Raw genomic sequence first — 15,123 nt, forward strand, 5'->3', positions numbered from 1 at the left:
TCAGTATCCACCCCCTTAGATAACGCTTACATTTTTTTATCTGATATTGTGATTATTCCACTGTGTCAATATGCCACAGATTGTTGATTCTTTTAATCTCTTCCAAATCGCACTTCGGTTTTCGATCATAGGTAAGTATTCCATTGATCTCCTGTTCTACATCTGTTAATTGGGTATAACAGAATCCATGCAGACTTTTGGAAGCAAATACGCCTTTCAACACCCTTTTGTAATCGCTTATAAACTCTTCTTCAGTCAATACCGATGTGTAGCCCCATCCGGAAGCATCACCAATTTTAAAGCCAATTCCCCCAAATTCAGTCAATAATATAGGTTCACCTTGATAGGCAAAACCCTCTGTATAGATTTTTTTTCCGGCAGGGCGTGATTGCAGAAGCTTATCTTTTGTAGAAAGAGATTCAATAAAATGCTCATATTTATCTTGCTCGTCCTTGTGGCCATGATTGTAATTATGAATCGCGCAAATATCAGATTTCGTCATTTCCCACCCATCATTTGAAATCACTAGTCTTGTAGGATCCAATGAATGAATAAGGTGATACATGGCAAGTGAATGATGCTTTTGCTGCTCATTGTTGCAGATATGGGGAACTCCCCAGCTTTCATTTATAGGCACCCATGTAATGATGGAAGGATGATTATAATCTCTCTCGATAATGTCGATCCACTCTCTTGTTAATCGTGCTGCTGCATCTTCACTGTAAACAGGTGAGGCTGCGCATTCTCCCCAAACCACAAACCCAAGTTGATCTGCCCAGTACAAAAACCTTGGATCCTCTACTTTTTGATGTTTTCTGCATCCGTTAAACCCCATTTGTTTCGAAAGTTCAATATCTTTTTTAAAATCAAGATCATCAGGTGCCGTGAGAAGTCCTTTTGGCCAATAGCCTTGATCAAGGACCAGTTTTTGATAGTAAGGCTTATTATTCAGATAGACCATTCCGTTTTCAGTATGTACTTTTCTCATGCCAAAATATGAATCGATTTCATCAAGAACTTTGTTTTTATCTGAAATTGTTATGCAAACATCAAAGAGATTTGGTGTTTCAGGCGACCAATTCCAGCCTTCATGGTGATAACCAGTCCTAAATATTCGCCTATTATAAAGATTGATAGACCGCTTTGTATATGATTCTGTAATCAACTGGGAATCGTCAGCAATTTTTTCACCCATAAATGAAATTTCAATACATGCCGTTTTCCCTGCAATTTCTCCAGCTACCTCAAATTCAATCTGAATATCTCCTGAATCAATATTTGGTGTAAAACGAAGTTTTGACAAGTGTGTGTTGTGCACAGCTTCCAGCCAAACAGTCTGCCAAATTCCCGTTGTGCGTGTATACCATATTCCTGCAGAATCTTCCTGCCAGAACTGTTTTCCTCTTGGAATCGTCTCATCCTCTGAGGGATCTTCAGCCCTTACAGCTATTAATTCCTTTTCCCCATTCAAGTAATCTGTAATGTCAATACAGAAAGGAACATGGCCGCCTTCATGAGTTCCTGCTAATTGTTCATTCACATAAACAGAGGCACGATAATCTACTGCGCCAAAATGCAGAATGATTTGTTTCCCTAGCATATCCTTAGGAATTTCGACTTCCCTTTTATACCAGACATGGTCATGAAAAGTACTTTCATGAATACTGCTTAATTCTGACTGGTAGGCAAAAGGGACTTCTATTTCCCTTGTAAACTCTTTTTCTCTCTTAAACCATTTTTCTTTCATACCTGCATTTTGATCATCAAAATCAAATTGCCATGTGCCATTCAAATTCAGCCAATTTTTTCTGACTAGCTGCGGTCGAGGATATTCTTTCCTAAAAGACATAAATGTTCTCCCTTCTATTCTGCAAGTATTTAGTTAGTTAATTTACTTAACTATAATACGCAAAAAAATAAATGTAAATAAATTTTAAAAATTTTCTGATAACAAAACATATTTCCTCTCTTTATGCAAAGAAAAATCAAAGGGCGAACGTTAAGAGTTCAGCCCTCCTGCTTCAAACATTTTTTTTGCCACCAAGGATACTGCACCGAGCACCATTCCTTTTTTCCCAAGAGAAGAACAAACGATTTCTACTTCTTCTTCCTTGCTTCTTATTGTATATTTATTGACCATTTCTTTGATGCAGGAAATAATAAGATTGTTCTGTTCAAAAATTCTCCCCTCCAAAATAATTTTGGACGGTTTTAATATATTTATTAGATTAGCTGTCGCAAGCCCCAGAGATTTAGCACTTTGATCAATTATACGAACAGCGAGAGAATCACCGTTTTCAGCAGCATGCATAATGGTTTCAATTGTCAATGCCTGCGGATTCAATTGTGTATATTCTGCTGAATCTGCTTCATTTAAAGCTTTCTTTATTATGGCAGCTTCAGATGCATATGCTTCCAGACAGCCTTGATTTCCGCATTCACAAAGTGGTCCATCCATGTCTAATACAGTGTGGCCTATCTCACCTGCTGTGTAGTAGGAACTCTTGTATAATTCGTTATTCATTACAATTCCGGATCCTATCCCCCGACCCACACTAATACAAATAAAATCGGAGACGCCCTTCCCCTGACCAAACCAGCTTTCTGCCAAGGCAAGCGCACGGACATCGTTTTCAACCATCACCGGCATCAAAAATTCACGCTCAAGAATTTCCTTGATCGGGATATTGTCCAGATGAAGATGCGGAGAAAAAATGGAGGTTCCTTTCTCAGGATTTACTAAGCCGTGCATGGCAAATCCTATTCCGATTATGAGTGATTGTTCAATTTCACAATTATTGAGAACAGCGTAAATGCATTCCTTGACTATCTCAATAAATTCTTCCTTATCCGGCAGGGATTTCAGCTCTTTGGAATGGTCATAAATAAATTGACCATCTATTGTGGACAGACTGACACGGATGATTTCCGCTGCTGCATAAATTCCTAAAATGTATCGAGCGGTATAATTAATGCTGAGCATGATCGGTTTTCTTCCGCCTTGTCTTGAGCTGATTGATTCCTTTTCCATCACCAAGTTCTGTTCAACTAAGTTATTTACTATATCTCCTACTGTCGGACGTGTTAAGTTCGTTATTTTTGCTATTTCCGCTCGAGATATCGGCTCTCTTAGACGAATCACATTCAGCACAGAAGATTGGTTAAGAGATCTCATTCCTTCAAAGCTTCCTGTTTTAAGAGTAAAAGTCATTTTATTATCACGCCCTTTTTTACTGTAAATATAATATAATATTTAGTTAGTTAAGTTACTTTACCATAACACAATAAAATTGTTTACTATATACAAATATTTATTTGCTCTTTGCAGCTTTAGACAAATAAACTATTTCAATAGTACAGGTTCTTCCTTGAATAAACTCTTCATCAAAGCTGTAAACTGTGAGGTTTGAAATTCAAAAGCTGATGTGCTGTGAACGTTTCTCATTCTAAACCCTGAAGACATCAGAACAAAAAGCTCAGCAGTCTGATTCGGATCAACCTTCTCACTGATTACTCCATTTTTTTGACCAGATACAATCCATAGCTTCGAAAACTCATACATCCATTGATCAAAATCACGCAGCGCTTCCTTTGCCTTTTTTTGTTCATTCCTTCCAATAAAGTACAGCAGGATTTGGTTGACTGCATCACTTGGATGATTAATTTCCTCAAAACTCTCTGTTAATACATCGATAGGGTCCTTCATATCCTTTTTGCTCTGCCCCATTTTTTCAAAGAATTTTTCATTTGTTTCATGGATTCTTGCTTCAAGAACTTTAGCAAATAGTTCATCCTTGCTTTTAATATAATGATAGATGGCTCCTTTTGAAAGACCTGTCCTCTCCATGATTTCCGCAAGGGTGGTTTTTCCGCAGCCCACTTCTTTTATTAAAGCAGAAGCAGCTTCAAGCAATGCTTTCTCTGAACGCACTCTTCTTTCAAATTGCTTCATAAATCGACGCCTCCTTTCTACATTTTAAAAACAGACCGATGGTTTGTAAAGCAGATTAATGTCCTCTTTTGTGGATTTAAGTCTGATTAACGTACTTGCCCTACTATAGTTATATGTATAAATAGTGATAATGGAATTTTTGAAAGCAGTTTTTTACCCTGCAGAAGTAAAGCTGTTGCAATCATTAAAAGGTTACGCAAAGAGCTGAACAAAACGCTCTTTTTCTTTCTCTCAAATTTTGTTAAATTATATTAAAAAAATAATTCATCCAGTATTTTTCCGTTTTTTTTTGACAATTCAATTTTAATAGTAGTATTATTATACATGGTAAAAAGGAGGCTTCTTGCATCATGTCATCAATTGACAAAGACAAAATTGTACAAAGTGTACCGCAACAAGGTTTTTTCGGTCATCCTAAAGGATTATTCACCCTGTTCTTTACAGAGTTCTGGGAGCGTTTTTCTTATTATGGGATGAGAGCTATTCTTCTGTATTATATGTATTATTCCATGAAAGATGGCGGACTTGGGCTTGATCAGACTACTGCTCTTTCCATTATGTCCATCTATGGTTCCCTCGTTTATATGTCCGGAATCATCGGAGGCTGGATTTCCGACAGATTGCTTGGAAATGCACGGACCGTTTTTTATGGCGGAGTCCTTATTATGCTCGGTCATATTATACTCGCTTTCCCTGGAAGCATTGCAGCGTTTTTCGTGTCGATGTTCTTCATTGTAATCGGTACTGGATTGCTTAAACCTAATATTTCGAATATTGTGGGTGATCTGTACAGCAAAGATGATCATCGCCGAGATTCAGGATTCAGTATTTTCTATATGGGAATCAACTTAGGAGGTCTGCTTGCACCAATTATCGTTGGTACTGTAGGTCAAAAATACAATTTCCATTTAGGTTTTGGTCTTGCAGCAATCGGTATGGCTTTAGGATTAATCGTCTTCGTACTGACAAAAAAGAAAAATCTTGGATTAGCGGGAACAGCAGTCCCAAACCCTCTTACTCCAGCTGAAAGAAATAAAGTTTTCGGAAGATTGGCTATTGGTTTAGCTGTTATCGGTATTTTAGGAGCTATTTCAATCACAACAGGCTATCTGACGATTGCAAAATTCACTTTCTTAATCAGTATTTTAGGAATCTTAATTCCAATTGTCTACTTCACTGTGATGTACCGCAGTCCCAAGTCAACTGATGTTGAACGTTCACGGCTGATTGCCTATATTCCGCTTTTCATTGCGGCAATGGTTTTCTGGGCAATCCAGGAACAGGGTGCGACCATCCTTGGAGCTTATGCAGATAAACGAACAGACCTGACATTTGGCGGTTTTGAAATTCCATCATCATTATTTCAATCGTTAAATCCATTATTTGTTGTCTTCTTGGCACCTGTGTTTGCATGGCTTTGGGTCAAACTTGGCAACAGACAGCCATCTACATCGAAAAAATTCGCATTTGGTTTGTTCTTTGCCGGTTTATCATTCTTGATTATGATTATTCCTGCTTATGTAAATGGAACGGATTCACTTGCTAATCCGATTTGGCTGATCCTTAGCTTCTTCCTTGTTGTCCTTGGAGAACTTTGCCTGTCACCTGTCGGTTTATCTACAACAACAAAGCTTGCGCCTGCGGCATTCTCAGCCCAGACAATGAGTCTGTGGTTCCTGACAAGTGCATCTGCTCAAGCAATCAATGCTCAAATTGTCCGATTCTATAAACCCGAAACGGAAATTCTCTATTTTGGCATCATTGGCGGTATTGCCGTTCTTTTAGGAGTTCTTATGCTCATTCTTTCTCCTAAAATTCAAAGTTTCATGAAAGGTGTCCGCTAAACACCGAACAAGCCTGTTCCCTTTTAGGAACAGGCTTGTTTTTATATTTTCTTATACAGAGGTCGTTTGACCTGCTTTTTCTCTGCAGAATTTAGCCGCTTCCACCATCACTTTTAATGCTTCAGTCGTTTCAGATACTCCTCTTGTTTTCAGCCCGCAGTCCGGGTTGACCCAAAAGAGTTCAGGGTCCAATACTTGGAGGGCTCTTTCAATGTTCTTAATGAGCTCTGCTTCTGTTGGAATTCTTGGGCTGTGAATGTCATATACACCTAATCCGATCCCTTTTTCGTATGAATATTCCTCAAAGGAATGAATAAGTTCACCGTGACTTCTTGAAGTTTCAATTGAAATGACATCTGCATCCAATGCATCTATAGCCTCGATAATATCTTCAAAATTCGAATAGCACATATGGGTATGAATTTGTGTATCAGGCTGCACGGAAGCAGTTGACCTCCTAAATGCTGTCACCGCGTCTGCTAAATATTCATTCCATTTTTCTGATTTCAGCGGAAGACCTTCCCTCAGTGCAGGCTCATCTACTTGTATCATCTTAATTCCAGCCTTTTCAAGTGCTTCAACTTCTTTGCGGATGCTGAGTGATAGTTGATGAAGGACAGTTGATTTTGGCAAATCATTTCGAACAAATGACCAGTTTAATATGGTCACAGGACCTGTCAGCATTCCTTTTACAGGTTTTTCAGAAAGGCTTTGGGCAAAAACCGTCTCTTTTACTGTCATAGCCTTATCAAGTAATACATCTCCATAAATAACCGGCGGTCTTACGCAGCGGGAGCCATAGGATTGCACCCAGCCGAAAGTTGTTATGGCAATTCCGGTTAATTTATCGCCAAAGAATTCCACCATGTCCGTTCTCTCAAATTCTCCATGTACGAGAACATCCAGTCCCAGACTTTCCTGGATATCAATCCATTTTTTTATTTCTTCTTCTATATAAGCAGAGTATTGCAGTTCTGTCAGTTCGCCTTTTTTCCATTTAAGCCGCTGTGCCCGAACCTCTTTTGTTTGCGGGAAGCTGCCGATTGTTGTTGTAGGCAGCAATGGCAGGCTGAACCGTTTATTCTGCAGTTTTCTCCGCAGGCCAGCTTCTGCTCTCTCTGTTGAAAAGGAATCCAGCTGCTTCATCGCATCGTGAACTGTGCTTTGATTTCTGAGCTTTGAAGATGATAACTGATCAGCGGCTGAATCATACTCTTTAAGCGCCTCTTCTTCAGCTTCAAAATTGAAAAACTTCTTCAGCAGGCTAAGCTCTTCAAGCTTTTCATCCGCAAAAGATAATGCGCCTTTTACAAGCGGATCTAACTGCTTTTCATTTTCTGCAGTCACCGGCACATGAATAAGACTGCATGAAGGCTGAAGAATCAGTCTGTCCCGGTCAACAGCTTCCAGAATTTTGTTGACAAGCTTAACGGTCTTTTGAAGACTTGCCTTCCACACATTCCGTCCGTCAATGACTCCCGCAGCAAGAACTTTATCCTTTGGGAATCCTGAAGTTTGCAGCTTGTGAAGTGATCTGCCGCTGTCGTGTACGAAATCCAGCCCAATACCATCAACTGGAAGGCTGACTAAGTGTTCGTATTGTTCAACACTTTCAAAATAAGTTTGAATCAGCAGCTTCGTATTGGCTGTTTCTCTGTTGATGGTTCCATAAATTTCTTTCGCCTTTAAAAATAATGCTTCATCTGCATCCGTTGTAACAAACACAGGCTCATCAATCTGAATCCACTCAGCGCCGGCTTCTGCAAGCTCCTGCAGGACCTGCACATATAATGGAATTAATTTCTGAAGGACTTGGTCTTTGTTTTCACCTTTTGATAAATGAACTAAAGTAAGCGGGCCGACAATTACAGGTTTGCCGTTTATGCCAAGCTCTTCTTTTGCTTCAAGATAGAGATGCAAAAGCCGGTTTTTGGTAAGTGCCGGCTCTGCTTGACCCAGCTCCGGTACAAGATAATGATAATTTGTGTTAAACCATTTTGTCATTTCCGCCGCCACTTGATCTCTGCTGCCTCTAGCAATATCAAAATAGGTCTGAAGGGAATTAGCATCTTGCTTCCGGAACCTCTCGGGCAGCAGGCCGAACAAAACTGCTGTATCCAATATATGATCATAATAGCTGAAGTCACCGATCGGGATCAGATCAATTCCTTTATCCAGCTGCTTTTGCAAATGAGAAAGTCTGATCTCTTTCATCTGCTTTTCAAATTGCTGTTCTGATAGATCGCCTTTCCAAAACGATTCGAGCGTCTTTTTCCACTCTCTTTTTTCTCCGATTCTCGGATAACCTAAGTTTGAATTATTAATGGTCATTGCTGTTCCCCCGTTTCTTATCATCTCTCAACTTTCTGAACATGAAAAAAACTCTCTTGCATAAAGAGAGTTTGATGGACTAAGTTAACTTGAGTTGAGACACAAGACAGGTTTCAACACATCGCATCACCCTCCCTATTTCGCGTAGGCATAAAGTGCATACGATAGGCAGGTCTCCTGACTCAGGTTCATTGTATTCTATTTCCTTCCCATTTTTCATATGAAAAACAGTGGGTCTTTATAGAATTCTCCCCATTACAGTGGCGCGACCGCGCCGGATTTTCACCGGACTTCCCTTTTAAGCTAAGGCAGAAATAACCTCTTGCCATTAGCACCTATCGCTTTTTTAAAATATTTAATTTTTAAAATTAATCAATAATTGTTTTTAAGCATATCTGAAGTTTTGTTTTGATGCAAGCATTAAATTAAGTCTGAGCAGCTATCCCCAGCACTTTCCATTTGGCAGCTTCATAAAATCCAAGCTGTTTATAAAGATTCCCTGCCTCTGGATTGTTATAAAACAAATAAATAGCCATTTCTTCAGGAGCAAGCTTTTGGCAAATGGCACGTATCAATTCAGAGGCATATCCTTTCCGCCTATGCACTGGAGGCGTAGCTACTCCAACTATAATGGCGGTGCGGCTGCTTTCCATAAATACACCTGCTGTTGAAACCATTTTTCCATCTTCATCTTTGTAAAAAACTTTCAATTTTCCTGCTTCTATGTTTTGAAAGTGATCATTCGCAAAGAAGTCTTCATTTGGACCAACCATTTTATATTCATCGACCTGCATGAATAAATCATAAAGTTTACGGCATTCTTCAAGAGTGGCAATCACTTTTATATCCTTGCTTAGCTGAAAATCTTCGCCCCCCCCATATTTCAGCATGAACGAATCAGTCTCAAGGTCCATTTGAAAGTGATGTTTAAACTCATCAATCAGTTCTTTTTTCCCAACAATTTTGCGGATGCCAGTTTCCTGAATAATGGATGCAAATTCAGTTAGCGGGAGATCAATAACAGGACTGTAGTAATAAATTTTCTCAGGATAAATCATTAATAGTGCATTCAAATCCATATTCAGATAACTTCCGTAAACCATCATATGTTCTTCTGACAAGTCCTCAATAATTAATGCATTTAATTCCAGATCAGTCTGTAAAAATTCAGCTGCATGATCGTAATCTTTTTTATCAATTAATTTAATTTGCATTTGCTGATCGCTCATTCCGCTTCTCCTGACAAAAAAATTTAAGTCTTTTAGAATATTCTAACATTCTCTAGTTAATTTGATATATATTTTAATAGAGAAGTTTTTTAGTTTGCAGAATGATTCAATTTTGCATTTTTTGTCTAGCACAAGCGACATGCACATCGATCAGAACATTTTCGCCTGTCTGAGCCGGTAAAGCTGCTTGCGCTTTTCTCATATTTTTGCTGATAAGGTGAGGACTGCATGGAAATTAAGGATGTATTACTGAATTTTTTACTCGTATTATCTCCGCTGCTGATTATACAGCTCTTATATATGAGAAAAGAAACGAATAAAAAAATGAATAAATGGCTGTTTGCTTTTTTGCCTGCACTTTCGATCATTCTGAGCATGCTGTATCCGTTTATGATTGAGAATGAGTTTTTCTTTGACTTCAGGCGCATTCCATATGTTATGGGTTTGCTTTATGGCGGTTATCGTCTTGGATTCTTTTTATTTGCTGTTACAATTGTTACCCGGCTGGCATTAGGGGGAGACGGCATCTATCCGACATTAATGATGGCAGGTATCCTGGTTCTCATTGTGCCAATGCTTTCATCCTATTATTTAAAGAGCAGATTGAGGAATAAATTAACTACTGTCGTTGTCATTGTCCTATCTTCTTTACTATTTTCGATTTTGCATATTGAAATGGTTTATGGATCATTCTTCGAGTTTCATATGTACACTGAACTATTTGTCCTGCACATATTTGCCGCAATCATCGGGACTCTGCTGTTTGAAACGATTGTCCAGAACTTCAATTTGCTGAAAAGAGTCATTAAAGCTGAGAAACTTGAAGTTGTCAGTCACCTGGCAGCAAGCATTTCTCATGAAGTCCGCAACCCGCTGACGACAACAAAAGGATTTCTGCAGCTGTTGCGGGAAGAAGATATCAGCCAGAAAAAAAAGGAAGAATACATAGAAATCTCTTTAAATGAATTAGACCGTGCCACAAATATAATCAAAGATTACTTGACTTTCGCCAGACCAGAAGCTGAAGATCATCATGCAATCGATATTCATTCAGAGCTCAGAAACTGCATCAACGTTTTGACGCCTCTCTCGCAAATGGAAAACGTGCAGTTTAAGCAAGCTTTCAGCTCTGAAAACATTTTTGTCCTTGGAGATCCGTTAAAGCTTAAGCAATCACTGATTAATATTCTCAAAAATGGAATTGAATCTTATACAGCAGGAGGATTAATCGAAGTTTCAACATCAAAGGAGCAATCTCAATTGAAAATCGTGATTTCTGACTGCGGTAAAGGAATGACAGAAGATCAGGTGCTGAGACTTGGCGAGCCTTATTTCTCTACTAAATCAAATGGAACAGGTCTTGGAATGATGGTATCTTTCAGCATTATTAAAGCTATGAACGGACATATACATGTGAAAAGCAAGCCTGGATCCGGCACCTCATTTACAATTTTTCTGCCAATTTATTTAAAAAGTGAGCGGTAGTCTGCATGACTGATTTCAGGCAGAGGGAAGAATGTTTTTTTACCAAATTCCTTAAATAGAAAGAGGGATAAGCTTTGGCAAATTATTATACAAAATCCGTCCGCCTCATCATCAGGCCTTATCAGGTATCGGACTATTCATCTTGGCTCTCTGCATATTTAAATAGAAAGCCAAAACAGCATAAATATGATGAAGGCAGACTGGACATGAGCGTGTGCACCCCAGAGTGGTTTGCTGCTTTCGCAGAGAAACACCATCAGCTCATGAATAAAGATAAAGCATATGTTTTCGGTATTTTCAGGGCAGCAGACGGGATGCATATCGGGTATATCGATTTCTCTACCCTGATTCGTGATGATTTCCAGTGGGCCAGGATGGGCTATACAATCCATAATCAATTTTGGAGAATGGGTTATGGAAAAGAAGCAGTAAAAGCGGCTGTCAAGCTTGCGTTTGACCAATTGAACTATCACCGTCTTGAAGCCCATATCAATCTTGATAACCACCCTTCTGTTAAGCTTGCCGAGAGTGTGGGGATGAAGTTTGAGTGTATCCGCAAAGGGTTTCTGTATGAAAATAATCAATGGACAGATCATCTAGTTTATTTTATAAATAATGATCAGTATAGCTTTTAGAAAAGGCCGGCCTCTTTATCATGAGGCCGGCTCTTCTCTGTCAGACTTTCTGCTTGGCATCGATTAACCTTTTAATAGCGAGCTCTACCCCGTCCTGATCATTTGTTAAAGTAATATCCCTGCAGATTGCTTTGATTTCCGGACGGGCATTCCCCATTGCAATGCTCTTTCCCGCAATTTCAAGCATTGATTTGTCATTCATGCTGTCACCGATGGCTGCAGTGTCATTCAGTTCAATGGCAAGATTGGCACACAATTTCTGAAGGGCAATTCCTTTAGACGCAAGCACATGCTCTATTTCAAAGTTATGCGCGGCAGATGTAACCAAAGTGATATTTTCTGTGTGTTTAAATTTCTCCCAGCCTGCATCGAGTTTCTCCTGGTGAAAAGAAAAAGCGAGAATGTTATAGATTTCCTCTGTTTGATGCAGAATGTCCATGTACGATTCAACAAATCTAAAGCCTGTCTGGCTGTATTGTTTTTCAGCGGCCAAAAGAAGCCTTGAGCGGTCCGCATCAGGATTAGCGCTTTCAACCCGGTCAATTTCAATATTCAAAAGCTCTCTTCCGCTTTGAGGAGTATAAATTGCATCTCGCCCGAACACTTCATAATAGTAATGATTGTGTTCCAAAAATTGAAGGGCCGCAGCTGCTGTTTCCTTTTCCATAGGCTGTGAATGAAACAAAGCCCCTTCCGGATTATGAATCGTCGCCCCATTAGCAGCAATAACCCATGTTTTTACTCCAGTATCCTTAAAAATTTCCTTCACATCAAAATGGGCTCTGCCAGTAGCTACAACCACTTCAATTCCCTCTTTTTGAGCAGATTTTATTGCTTTTAAATTTTCTGCGCTGATTTTATTCTCACTGTTTAATAATGTTCCATCCAGGTCTATCGCGATTAATTTTGTCATTCCATTTCCTCCTCTGCCACAAGCAGTTCCACGTTATGTTTATCAAGCAAGTCTCTGAATGCTTTATCAGGTTCTTTATCTGTTATAAGCAAATCGACTTCATGAAGATCTGCGTAAAGAAAAAAATCAGTCACACCGAGCTTTGAATGATCTGCAAGCGCAATCACCTGATTTGCCTGACTGATCATTTTCCGTTTGACCATTCCGTCCTCTTCATGCGCAATGGACAGGCCTCTTTCAGATATGCCCACAACCCCAATAAATACTTTATCAACCTGATATTTTGAAAGTTTTTCAACAACTGAGGATCCAAATAAGAAACGGTGTTCTTTCTGAAGTTCTCCGCCAAGGAGGTGAATCTGTATTCCTGGTTTTGTGGATAAAATATCGGCCTGGTTAATGGAATTTGTAATAATGGCTGCTTGTTTCACGCCGATAAATTCTGCACAGGCCTGAACAGTAGTTGAGGCATCTAAAATAATTCTGTCGCCTTCACTGATCAGACTTGCCGCTTTTCTGCCAATTAATTCTTTTTCATAGGAAACTGTCTGGAGACGGTTTTGATAGTCTTTAATTTCAGTGTGCGAGCTTGGCAAAATAGCCCCGCCTCTTGTCCTGATAATCAGTTTTTGCTCTTCGAGTTTGACGAGGTCGCGCCTCGCGGTATCTTTAGATACATCATACAGCGAACATATTTGATCGGCCGTTATTCGTTTATTTTCTTTTAAATAGTCGAGAATGGAGATTAGTCTTTCTTCTTGGTACAAAATGCCCACCTAACTTTCAGAAATGTTTCTACAATAACATGCATTTCAACTTCTTATAAGTGATTATAATGTAAAAACCTCAAATATTCAAGTTTTAATAATGGTATGTAAGTATTTTATGCAGTTTTGTAAGTGTTATGCATACAAAAAGAAGAGACCCTCTTAGGTCTCTTCTATACCATGATCTGTTTTTCAGCTGCTAATGGATTTCTAACTTGTCCAAACTCTGAAGCATGAGGCCGGTCATCTCCATCTCCATAGCCATATTCAATCATTCGGTTGCGGTTGAGGCAGAGCTTATTAAATGTCGGTCTCAGAAGGTCAAAGAGTTCGAAGCGTTCTTTCAGCTCCGGAAATTCAGCTTGATAGGAAAGGATTGATTCTCTCAGCTTATTCCAAAATCTCTTTTCATCAAAGTCAGCTCTTCTGTGAAGGATATCGGCCAAATACCTGAAATGGCAGACAAATAATCCAGTGAAAATGAATTGGCACAGTCCTTCAGGCGCTTCGCTCCTCAGCACGGTTTTCAGCTCTCCCGAAATGGAATTAAGCTCAGACAGCGGCTGATCGCTGATATTGACATCATCTACAAAATCTTTCACAGCAAGTCTGTGAGGTTTATAGTCTTTAATAATGACAACCGTATTTTGTCCATGCGGTGAAAAGACTGTTCCGTATTTGTATAGATAGTGCAGAAGCGGCGGGAGGAGAACCTCAAACAGCTGCTTTGTCCATTCTTCTGCGCTGAGGCCTGACTTTTCAATCAATTCCATTGTATATGATTTCCCGTCCTCCCCTTCATATAAAAGAGCGGCAAGCGTAATGGCCTGTTCTCCCGCGTCCAAAAATGAGTAAATGCTTTCCCGCCAAATGACTCCAAGCATCTCCATAAATTGATACGGTGCTCCTTCTAGTTTTACGTAATCAGGATGATGGTAATTCATGCTCGCCACTTCTCCAGGGAGAATAACCCTGCATGTATCTCTCAAAAATGAATCATTGTCACGGATCCCCTGAATATGAGCAGTAATTTCCGGTGCGAGCACCACTCGTTCAGACGGCAATCCCCTATACACTAATGTATTCAAAATACTCATAGGCAGCTTTACGTGATGCTTCTTTTTATGATCCATATTGACAAATGTCCGGATGGACTGCTGCGGCAGATATTGATCTTCTCCTCTGCCTAGATAAATGATCCGCTTTTCAAAAAGCTCTTCTGAAAACAGCGGAACGATGACGTGATTCCACTGCCACTCATGGACAGGCATAAAGAAGAAATTTTCTGGCTGCACTCTTTGATTAATTAGCTTGTCATTAAATTCTCTTATTGCCGATTGCCCGATCTCGCTTTCTATTAACATGTTATACTCTACTTCTTTTGTTGAATGGAACGTCCCCCACTCCTTTGAGACAGCAATCCAGTCCAGAGTAGTCTGCTGCTTTTGTTCAGGAGCATATTGCAGGTAATCTGAATAAGAAAAACCGATGCGCCCTTTGTTATACGTAATCCAGGGATGCCCCGTCATCTCCCCTTCAAGCTCCGCATAGTCCAGATCTGTTAAATCTGCGGTCGAACGGTCTTGCTGATTGGCAATAATATGGGTGTCAGCAAGCAGCGTGCGTTTATATTCTTCTATTAAATAGGCAGCGGTAAAAGGTTTTATATTTATTTCCTTTTGGAGGACCAATAAAAATTCAATAGGATTCACAGCTTCTTCCCATGATCCATGTTTATTGATTTCAATTGATTGAACATCTACCCAATAACTGTCCATCAGCCTTTCTTCTGCTAGAAAGCGGTAAGATATTCCGCTCTCAAAATTCAGAAGATATTTGCCATCCTCTTTTTCCGCCTGGATCATTTCTTCGTATAAAAACTCAGATATCATTTTTGCAAGCAGCCGTCTGCTCGCTTTCTTCCAATCTTCTGCATTCCATTTTTGTTCAGCTGACATCTCTCTCAC

At 39.5% G+C, this 15,123-nt stretch carries 11 protein-coding genes and 1 riboswitch; of the genes, 3 read left to right on the forward strand and 8 right to left on the reverse strand.

The features are described 5' to 3' along the window. Positions 1 to 52: 52 nt before the first annotated feature. The 3 genes from ABEQ24_RS06835 to ABEQ24_RS06845 form a co-directional block, all read right to left on the reverse strand. Positions 53 to 1,849 (reverse strand): glycoside hydrolase family 2 protein, encoded by a 1,797-nt coding sequence (locus ABEQ24_RS06835; RefSeq protein WP_430006076.1) that lies wholly within the window; start codon positions 1,847 to 1,849, stop codon positions 53 to 55. A gap of 150 nt (positions 1,850 to 1,999) precedes the next feature. Continuing rightward, positions 2,000 to 3,211: an ROK family transcriptional regulator gene (locus ABEQ24_RS06840; RefSeq protein WP_430006077.1), complete on the reverse strand. Its 1,212-nt coding sequence runs from the start codon at positions 3,209 to 3,211 to the stop codon at positions 2,000 to 2,002. A 132-nt stretch (positions 3,212 to 3,343) separates the two neighbouring features. Then, the gene (locus tag ABEQ24_RS06845; protein ID WP_430006078.1) at positions 3,344 to 3,952 is read right to left on the reverse strand and encodes a TetR/AcrR family transcriptional regulator; all 609 of its coding nucleotides are present in this window, start codon (positions 3,950 to 3,952) and stop codon (positions 3,344 to 3,346) included. Positions 3,953 to 4,302: 350 nt separating this feature from the next. Here ABEQ24_RS06845 and ABEQ24_RS06850 point away from each other — a divergent pair, with 350 nt between their 5' ends. Further along, positions 4,303 to 5,796, forward strand: a complete 1,494-nt coding sequence (locus tag ABEQ24_RS06850; protein WP_430006079.1) for a peptide MFS transporter — start codon at positions 4,303 to 4,305, stop codon at positions 5,794 to 5,796. 51 nt (positions 5,797 to 5,847) lie between these two features. Here ABEQ24_RS06850 and metE read toward each other — a convergent pair whose 3' ends face one another. Both metE and ABEQ24_RS06860 read right to left on the reverse strand, forming a co-directional pair. After that, positions 5,848 to 8,127 carry a 5-methyltetrahydropteroyltriglutamate--homocysteine S-methyltransferase gene (metE, locus tag ABEQ24_RS06855; RefSeq protein WP_430006080.1) on the reverse strand — a complete coding sequence of 760 codons (2,280 nt, stop codon included), beginning with the start codon at positions 8,125 to 8,127 and terminating at the stop codon, positions 5,848 to 5,850. A 150-nt stretch (positions 8,128 to 8,277) separates the two neighbouring features. Then, positions 8,278 to 8,481, reverse strand: a riboswitch (cobalamin riboswitch). 71 nt (positions 8,482 to 8,552) lie between these two features. Then, on the reverse strand, positions 8,553 to 9,356 hold the full coding sequence (locus ABEQ24_RS06860; protein ID WP_430006081.1) for a GNAT family N-acetyltransferase: 804 nt from the start codon (positions 9,354 to 9,356) through the stop codon (positions 8,553 to 8,555). 228 nt (positions 9,357 to 9,584) lie between these two features. On the opposite strand from ABEQ24_RS06860, the gene ABEQ24_RS06865 reads away from it, so the two are divergent. Next, positions 9,585 to 10,841: an ATP-binding protein gene (locus tag ABEQ24_RS06865; protein ID WP_430006082.1), complete on the forward strand. Its 1,257-nt coding sequence runs from the start codon at positions 9,585 to 9,587 to the stop codon at positions 10,839 to 10,841. 74 nt (positions 10,842 to 10,915) lie between these two features. Continuing rightward, positions 10,916 to 11,476: a GNAT family N-acetyltransferase gene (locus ABEQ24_RS06870; protein WP_430006083.1), complete on the forward strand. Its 561-nt coding sequence runs from the start codon at positions 10,916 to 10,918 to the stop codon at positions 11,474 to 11,476. 40 nt (positions 11,477 to 11,516) lie between these two features. Here the strand turns inward: ABEQ24_RS06870 and ABEQ24_RS06875 are convergent, their stop codons facing one another. The 3 genes from ABEQ24_RS06875 to ABEQ24_RS06885 all read right to left on the reverse strand — a co-directional run bounded on the left by ABEQ24_RS06875 (position 11,517) and on the right by ABEQ24_RS06885 (position 15,114). Continuing rightward, positions 11,517 to 12,389, reverse strand: coding sequence for a Cof-type HAD-IIB family hydrolase (locus ABEQ24_RS06875; protein WP_430006084.1), 873 nt, complete (start codon positions 12,387 to 12,389; stop codon positions 11,517 to 11,519). Next, the gene (locus ABEQ24_RS06880; protein ID WP_430006085.1) at positions 12,386 to 13,156 is read right to left on the reverse strand and encodes a DeoR/GlpR family DNA-binding transcription regulator; all 771 of its coding nucleotides are present in this window, start codon (positions 13,154 to 13,156) and stop codon (positions 12,386 to 12,388) included. Before ABEQ24_RS06880 ends, ABEQ24_RS06875 begins: the two co-directional genes overlap by 4 nt. A gap of 173 nt (positions 13,157 to 13,329) precedes the next feature. Next, complete coding sequence (locus tag ABEQ24_RS06885) at positions 13,330 to 15,114, reverse strand: IucA/IucC family protein (protein ID WP_430006086.1); 1,785 nt, start codon at positions 15,112 to 15,114, stop codon at positions 13,330 to 13,332. Positions 15,115 to 15,123 lie beyond the last annotated feature (9 nt).

Origin of the sequence: Metabacillus idriensis (genome assembly GCF_050483325.1) — a bacterium.
Lineage (GTDB): Bacteria > Bacillota > Bacilli > Bacillales > Bacillaceae > Bacillus_P > Bacillus_P idriensis_A.

Coding starts and splice junctions, on each gene's coding strand:
- ABEQ24_RS06835 (WP_430006076.1), bottom strand. CDS start 1,849: ATGTCTTTTAGGAAAGAATATCCTCGACCGCAGCTAGTCAGAAAAAAT.
- ABEQ24_RS06840 (WP_430006077.1), bottom strand. CDS start 3,211: ATGACTTTTACTCTTAAAACAGGAAGCTTTGAAGGAATGAGATCTCTT.
- ABEQ24_RS06845 (WP_430006078.1), bottom strand. CDS start 3,952: ATGAAGCAATTTGAAAGAAGAGTGCGTTCAGAGAAAGCATTGCTTGAA.
- ABEQ24_RS06850 (WP_430006079.1), top strand. CDS start 4,303: ATGTCATCAATTGACAAAGACAAAATTGTACAAAGTGTACCGCAACAA.
- metE (WP_430006080.1), bottom strand. CDS start 8,127: ATGACCATTAATAATTCAAACTTAGGTTATCCGAGAATCGGAGAAAAA.
- ABEQ24_RS06860 (WP_430006081.1), bottom strand. CDS start 9,356: ATGAGCGATCAGCAAATGCAAATTAAATTAATTGATAAAAAAGATTAC.
- ABEQ24_RS06865 (WP_430006082.1), top strand. CDS start 9,585: ATGGAAATTAAGGATGTATTACTGAATTTTTTACTCGTATTATCTCCG.
- ABEQ24_RS06875 (WP_430006084.1), bottom strand. CDS start 12,389: ATGACAAAATTAATCGCGATAGACCTGGATGGAACATTATTAAACAGT.
- ABEQ24_RS06885 (WP_430006086.1), bottom strand. CDS start 15,114: ATGTCAGCTGAACAAAAATGGAATGCAGAAGATTGGAAGAAAGCGAGC.